A 7,237-nucleotide genomic window follows, 5' to 3' on the forward strand; every position below is an offset into this window, starting at 1 on the left:
CCGGTGTGGGCCGTCGGCAGCCCCTTTGGACTCGATCGCACGGTCACCTTCGGCATCCTCAGTGGCAAACATCGCTTGGTCCGAGCCAGCACTCAGTACCAAGATTTCATGCAAAGCGATGTGGCGGTCAATCCTGGAAACAGCGGCGGCCCGCTTGTCGACGCTCGAGGAACCTTGATCGGCATTAACACTGCGATTGTCGGCGACACCTATCAGGGGGTCAGCTTTTCGATTCCCAGCAACGTCGCGCAGCAAATTTATGAACGATTGAAAGCATCCGGCCGCGTCGAACGCGGCTGGCTCGGCGTCGGACTGGCCGATGTTGCCGATCATGAATTGATCGGGGACGATGCTCGCGTCCGCGGAGCGATGATTTCAGGATTGGCAGACAACGAATCGCCCGCTGCGGTAGCGGGATTACGCAAAGGGGATCTGATCCTGCGGGTGAACAACAAACAGGTCACGGACCGGGGGCATTTGATGCGAATCATCGGCGAATCTTTGGCAGACACGATCGTCGATGTGGAAATCTATCGCGAGAACGCAAAGCAAATCGTCCCGGTTCGACTCGGCAGCCGCCCTGATTTTGAGCCGTTTTGATGCGTAATTAAAGCGATTTTAGCCTTAGCGGCGCGAGCCCAATGCCATCTCATTTGGCATTAAACGGGTGGCTTTTGTAGCGGCGCGAGCCGTCCGGCCAAAATTGAACGTTACTCGCTGCTACTGGGCGGGGCCCCGCGCCGCCAATCAAGCAGCAGATGGCACAAGTCGAGCCCCCCCTCGCTCAAAAGCTATGGTCATTACGACCGATTGGCCACGTCAATTGCGGCGCATTCTACGGTGTTCCCGTGATTGCACTATTGAGTTCGATGGCTAGTATGGGCTTAGACAAATTGTCGACAGGAAAAACCCGATGTTTTCGTCACTCCAATTACGCTTCTGTATGAAATACCTACCGACCCAAATCGCTAAAACAAGCTCACTTTGCTTGGCTTTTTCGCTCACGTTTCTCGCTGCTGCTGCCTGGGCAGACGCTCCGGATGCCGGAAAGTCCTCCTCGGCAGTGGGAATTACCAAGGAAAAACCGAGTAATGGCCCCTCGGTCAAGGTAGATGAGGGATACATGGTTCCCTACACGATGACGATTCCCGGCACCGATCTGACGATCGACATGGTTCCGGTCCCAGGCGGATCGTTTCTGTTGGGCAGCCCCGAAGACGAAGAGGATCGCGGCGAAGCCGAAGGTCCTCAGATCAAAGTGAACGTCGACCCAATGTGGGTGGCCAAAAAGGAGATCAACTGGGCCCAGTACAAGGAATTCATGTCACTGTACAACGTGTTCAAGGAATTTGAACGCGAAGGCATTCGCCCGGTCGACGAGTCCAACATGGCTGACGCGATCACCGCACCGACGCAGCTTTACGAACCCAGTTTCACCTACGAATACGGCGAGCGCCCCGAGCAGGCCGCCGTCACGATGACTCAGTATGCGGCCCAGCAGTTCACCAAATGGCTCAGCCGCATCACGGGCGAGCAGTATCGACTGCCCACCGAAGCCGAATGGGAATATGCCGCTCGCGGTGGTAAAGCGACTGCATTTAGCTGGGGTGATTCCGCCGACGACATTGACGATTACGCTTGGTATTACGACAACGCCGACGAAGGCCAAGAGGCGGTCGGAACCAAGAAACCCAACCCCTTCGGACTGCATGACATGCACGGCAATGTGGCCGAATGGACGGTCAATCAGTACACCGAAGACGGCTACGAGTCGTTCGCCGACAAAACGCCGATCAACGCCACCGAAGTGGTGAAATGGCCCGAAACCTCGTCGCCTTGTGTTGTCCGCGGCGGCAGCTGGGAAATGGATCCCGAGGAACTCCGCAGTGCCGCTCGCTTGGCGTCGGATGACATCGAATGGAAGGATTCGGATCCCAATTTTCCGAAGAGCCCATGGTGGTTGACCGACTATCCATCGCGTGGCATCGGTTTCCGCCTGTTCCGATCCTATCAACCGCTCGACAAAGAAACGATTACCAAATTTTGGGACTCCACCTCGGGCGAGGTCCAATTGGATGTGGAATCGCGAGTGATGGAAGGTCGCGGCGGCTACGGTTTGGTCGACGAGAAGCTTCCTGAAGTCATCAAGACGATGAAAGCGAAGCAATAGTCACGCGATTCAATTCGAGATGACCCGACAAAATCAGTCAGGTCATACCCAAATTCGCGTCGACATATCACAATACGGCGAATCACCCGATTTCCCGTGAATGCGGCACACGAGCCTGAGGGGCTTGTGTGCTGTCGTCGTTAGCGGGCTGTTTTCGTTAGCGGGCTGTTGTCGTTAGCGGGTACTGCGGCGACGCTTCCACGTCGACTGTTGCCGGGGCAGGGCAGGGCGGAATCCGCAGTTTGGATCTCTCGCCCTATCGCTCTCGCACCGCATCCGGCTTCATGACGGGCTGTCATTGATAGCGGGCTGTCATTGATAACGGGTGAATCCCACGACCGATTCCTTCAATCATTTTCCTAACCACCTACCTGAGAACCTATTTCCGTGTACGAAACTCTTGCTCTCGTTGGCGCCACCGGTGCGGTGGGCCGCATTGTCCTTGAACAACTTGCCGAGCGCGAACTACCGATCAAGCGTCTGAAACTGCTTGCGTCGGAGCGATCGGTTGGCAAAGAAGTGCGTTTCCGCGGAGAAACATTGAAGGTCGAATTGCTGGAACCCTCGGCGTTCAACCATATCGATCTTGTCATCGCCAGCACCCCGGACGAAGTCTCGGCTGAATTCGCGCCGTGGGCCGTCAAAGCCGGCGCCGTGGTGGTCGACGAGAGCGGGTATTGGCGAATGGACCCCACGGTGCCATTGATCGTACCGGAGGTCAATCCGGAAGCAGTCGACAATCATCAAGGCATTATCGCCAGCCCGAATTGCAGCACCACACAAATGGTCGTCGCATTGGCGCCACTGCATCGCGCCGCACGCGTTCGCCGCGTGGTCGTCAGCACGTATCAAGCCACCAGCGGCGCTGGACTCGCGGGCAACGAGGAACTCAACCACAGCGTTCGCAGCGCGTTGGTGGGCCAAACGCATCCACCGAAAACGTTCCAGCACCCGATTGGATTCAACTTGATTCCCCAAATTGGCTCGGAGAAGCACGAGGGCTACACGAGCGAAGAGATGAAGATGGTTTACGAGACACGCAAGATCTTGGGCGACCAGGACATCCAGGTATGCCCTACCTGTGTGCGTGTCCCCGTATCCACGGGACATAGCGAATCGATCCTTGTCGAAACGGAAACGCCGTTGTCCCTCGAAGAAGCCAAAGAATTGCTTCGTCAAGGCGAAGGGATCACGATCGTCGACGATCTGCCGGGCGGTAAGTATCCGATGCCTCGCGATTGCAATGGCAAAGACGATGTGTTCATTGGCCGTATTCGCAAAGACATCAGCGGTGGCAATGGCATCACGTTTTGGTGCGTCAGTGACAACCTTCGTAAAGGTGCCGCGACCAACGCGGTGCAAATCGCTGAATTGTTGATCAAGCGATCGGCAACGAAAACAGCGTAATGGCTGGCTTGGTCGATCGCACGTTCAAATTGACCATTGCCTATGATGGAACCGACTTTTCAGGTTGGCAAATTCAACCGCAAAAGCCGACTATCCAAGGCATGCTTGAACGTGCGCTCGTCAAACTGACTCGCCAACGGGTGCATGTGACCGGCAGCGGACGCACCGACGCCGGAGTGCATGCATTGGCCCAAGTCGCCAGTTTGCGAACGGCCCATTGGCGTGCCAGTGCGTCTGATTTAGTCAAAGCGATGAACGTCAATCTGCCGCCGACGATCGTGGTTACTGACGCCGTCGACGCGCCCGATGACTTTCATGCAATCCGTGATGCGATTGGCAAACGCTACCGCTATCAATTGCAGGTCGGAGGTCAGCGAAATGTGTTTGACTATCGCTATCGCTGGCATCTGTATCATGACATCGATCTGGATGCGGTTACCGAAGCCGCCGGTCGATTCGTGGGCAAACATGACTTCGCCAGCTTTCAAGCAGTCGGTAGTCCACGCAAAACAACCACCCGGCATGTGAAGGTTTGCGAAATTATTCGTGAACCTTCAATGAATGGCGGTGGCAATTTGTTTTCGATCGAAATCGAAGCCGATGGCTTTCTGTACAACATGGTTCGCAACATCGTCGGTACGTTGATGGAGGTGGGCAAGGGCAAGTATCCCCCCCAGCACATCGACAATGTGATCGAAGCGGCCAATCGCGATGCCGCTGGCCCTACCGCTCCGCCGCAAGCTTTGTTTCTAAAACGCGTCGACTACTTGCCGTTCACTTGAACGCATTCACCAAACGCACATTTGCCATTCACACGACCTTCACACTCCGGTCGTATTGAACTGGTACTCTGGCGTTTGTCAGAACGATTCACCTGTGCTTCGTATCCTGTCGATGGCTAGACTACATCCATGTCGTCGAGTCTATCGGAGACTTTGTCATCGGTTGTCTCAGCATGACAACACTTAATGGATCCCTAAAGCCATGAATTCCCAAAGCACGACTGCGTGTCACGAACCAGAGCAAGCGAACGCAACACAAGCAAACGTTGAGTTGAACAGGAACCAGCCCATGACAGCGGCTACTCAGCCAATCCTTGACGAGCCGACACGCTCATTCGTCCAGCGTTGTTTGTCGGCCGGGCTCGTGGAAATCAACGACATCAAAAAGGTGGTCGTATCGCTGCAGGCCGACGATCCCGCCATCACCGCAAAACGTCTCGCCGAAGGACTGATTGGCGCAGGACTCCTGACGCACTGGCAAGCCAACAAGTTATTGGCAGGAAAGAGCAAAGGATTTTACCTGGGCAGCTATCGGTTGCTGCGTCCGCTTGGAAAAGGGGGCATGGGGGTGGTTTATCTGGGCGAACACCACGTGATGAAGCGGTTGATGGCGTTGAAGATCATGCCGCCCGACTCGGTCGCCGACAAACGACGTGCGGATCGATTTCGCGAAGAGGCTCGCGCCTCGGCACAACTGGATCACCCCAACATCGTCCGTGCCTACGATTTTGCCGAAGCCGGCGGCAAGCTTTATATCGTGATGGAATACATCGACGGTATTGATTTACAGGCTGCGGTTCGGCGTGACGGGGTAATGTCGGTGCCGCTGGCTCTGGACGCGATCCGCCAAGCAACCTGCGGACTCGCTCACGCTCACGACCGCGGCATTATCCACCGCGACATCAAACCATCGAACTTGATGCTCCGCACCGATGGCGTGGTCAAGGTCAGCGATATGGGACTGGCGCGTGTGAGTTGGATGGGAATCGATGAACAATCCACAAGCAATCGCTTATTGGGCACCGCCGATTTCGTCGCCCCCGAACAAGCAATCAATAGCAAGAACGTCGATGCTCGCGCCGACATCTACTCGCTCGGCTGCACATTGTATTACCTATTGACGGGGCAAGCTCCGTTTTCAGGCAATACGATTGCGCAGCGTTTGGCGAAACACCAAACTGCCGCACCACCGGACGTCCGCTTGATTCACCCCGATTGTCCGACCGCGGTCGCTGAACTCGTGATGCGAATGATGGCCAAACGGCCCGAAGACCGGCCAAAGTCGGCTGCCGAATTGCTGATTCAATTCGAGCGTTTAAGCGGGATTTCCGGCAGCGAATCGGCGGCAGCGAAGAAATTGGGCCAGATCGCTCCGGCGGGCGAAACGGTGATGGACGAATCGTTCTATCAAGCCACCATCGACGACTCGTCGCTGTCCTCCGATGGTGCCGTGCCGACTGCAACCGAAGTCACCGAGATTGACTTTGACAGTTTGCCACCGGTTGATCTCGGTCTGACCAGCGGACCGCTCAAACCGTCTTCGATCTCGACCGCGAATACGTCCGGCACCACGAATGCCAAATCAAACGAGACAAATGCACGTTCCGGAGACGCGAAGCAGATGCTGCTGCTGGGTGTCGGTCTTACTGTGGCCATTGCCGCACTGCTCCTTGTCATGGGGATGACCGCCTACACGATCATGCGGCCCCAGGAAACGCCATCGCCCCGAATCAAAAGCTTGGAAGATGGAAAAGGCGGCCACGTCATTGTCGTTAACTAAAATTTAAAAACGAGACGAAGTCATAGCGTTATGCCCCTTCTAGCCCCCAAAGAGACATCACCGTCGATGATCGCTCAATTGATTCTCGCAACGGGAAGTCATGCAGGCGTCGCGGCCTCGATCCAACTCGGCTACTACATGATCGGACGTCATGGTGAATGCCAGATTCGTCCCAAGACCCGGTCGGTCAGCCGACGCCACTGCATCCTGCACCACACCGAAACACAACTGTTGGCGTTGGATCTCGACAGCAGCAGCGGCACCTACATCAACGGCGAAAAGATCATCCCGAACCGTTGGGTCGAACTGAATCATGGCGACCAACTGCGATGTGGAAAAGTCGCATTTGACGTCAGCATGAAAACCAGAACCCACGCCAATGTGGAATCGGCCGAAAAAGATGAATTTGTCCCAGCGATCCCCGATGCGGAATCAGACTCATCACAGGCATGGCCGGCGGAATCAATGCTGCAAGGCGAAGCATGGCAAGAGTGTGATGTCGCCAACATGCTCTATTCGGCCGACGACTCGGATCGCGAACAACGCTACAAAGCAATCCGAGCGATCTCGGAATTGAAGTCGGATGACTCAGCCTGCGAAGCCGATACGCTGACGGAATCCAATCCTTCGACCGAAGCCGAGACGCTGAGCGAAGAACCGCCGCCTCGTTTAGAAAAGCCGAAAAGGCCGAAGGCAGAAACCACGCAGTCGCGTGATCCGAAACCCAAGAAACCGCGACCACCGATGCGGTTGCCTTCGATTTCGCTGCCCAGCAACTTCGAATCACTGAAACTGATTGGTGCGATCTTGATTTCGATCGCGGTGATAGGGCTGTTTTCCTATTCGATCTACCGATTCCAAGTCGGGCCTCCAGCGAAAATCGTCAAAGGGATTGAATAGCCACTCGAACGTGCGACAATGCGACGTTACCGCTTTTGCGAGCGGACCGCGCTCTTCCCAAAGGAGCTACTTCGCGACAAAGTTCGATCGATGTCACTTTTACTGCTGGTGGATGGATACAACGTCATTGGGCCCGTTGCGGCGCCCGGACGCGCCGGCTTCACTCGCGCCACGACTCACCAATCACGCTGGTTGGAA

Annotated in this window: 6 protein-coding genes; all 6 read left to right on the forward strand. The window is 55.7% G+C overall.

The features are described from left to right. The coding region (locus tag ABX962_RS25215) for a S1C family serine protease (protein ID WP_372723432.1) at positions 1-600 on the forward strand (600 nt) is incomplete at its 5' end. A gap of 313 nt (positions 601-913) precedes the next feature. Further along, entirely contained in the window at positions 914-2,170 is a 1,257-nt protein-coding gene (locus ABX962_RS25220) for a formylglycine-generating enzyme family protein (RefSeq protein ID WP_372723434.1), read from the forward strand. A 387-nt stretch (positions 2,171-2,557) separates the two neighbouring features. Continuing rightward, the gene (locus tag ABX962_RS25225) at positions 2,558-3,577 is read left to right on the forward strand and encodes an aspartate-semialdehyde dehydrogenase (protein ID WP_372723436.1); all 1,020 of its coding nucleotides are present in this window, start codon (positions 2,558-2,560) and stop codon (positions 3,575-3,577) included. Continuing rightward, positions 3,577-4,359 (forward strand): tRNA pseudouridine(38-40) synthase TruA, encoded by a 783-nt coding sequence (gene truA, locus ABX962_RS25230; RefSeq protein WP_372723438.1) that lies wholly within the window; start codon positions 3,577-3,579, stop codon positions 4,357-4,359. The genes ABX962_RS25225 and truA overlap by 1 nt, the downstream gene beginning before the upstream one ends. Before the next feature lie 289 nt (positions 4,360-4,648). Next, a complete protein-coding gene (locus tag ABX962_RS25235; protein ID WP_372723440.1) occupies positions 4,649-6,139 on the forward strand; it encodes a serine/threonine-protein kinase in 1,491 nt (496 codons plus the stop codon). A 30-nt stretch (positions 6,140-6,169) separates the two neighbouring features. After that, positions 6,170-7,039 (forward strand): FHA domain-containing protein, encoded by an 870-nt coding sequence (locus ABX962_RS25240; protein WP_372723442.1) that lies wholly within the window; start codon positions 6,170-6,172, stop codon positions 7,037-7,039. Positions 7,040-7,237 lie beyond the last annotated feature (198 nt).

The sequence above is a fragment of the Novipirellula sp. genome, assembly GCF_041583735.1.
Taxonomy (GTDB): Bacteria; Planctomycetota; Planctomycetia; order Pirellulales; family Pirellulaceae; genus Novipirellula.

Excerpts from the sequence above, each read along its gene's own strand:
- ABX962_RS25235 (WP_372723440.1), top strand. The coding sequence starts at position 4,649 with ATGACAGCGGCTACTCAGCCAATCCTTGACGAGCCGACACGCTCATTC.
- ABX962_RS25220 (WP_372723434.1), top strand. The coding sequence starts at position 914 with ATGTTTTCGTCACTCCAATTACGCTTCTGTATGAAATACCTACCGACC.
- truA (WP_372723438.1), top strand. The coding sequence starts at position 3,577 with ATGGCTGGCTTGGTCGATCGCACGTTCAAATTGACCATTGCCTATGAT.
- ABX962_RS25240 (WP_372723442.1), top strand. The coding sequence starts at position 6,170 with ATGCCCCTTCTAGCCCCCAAAGAGACATCACCGTCGATGATCGCTCAA.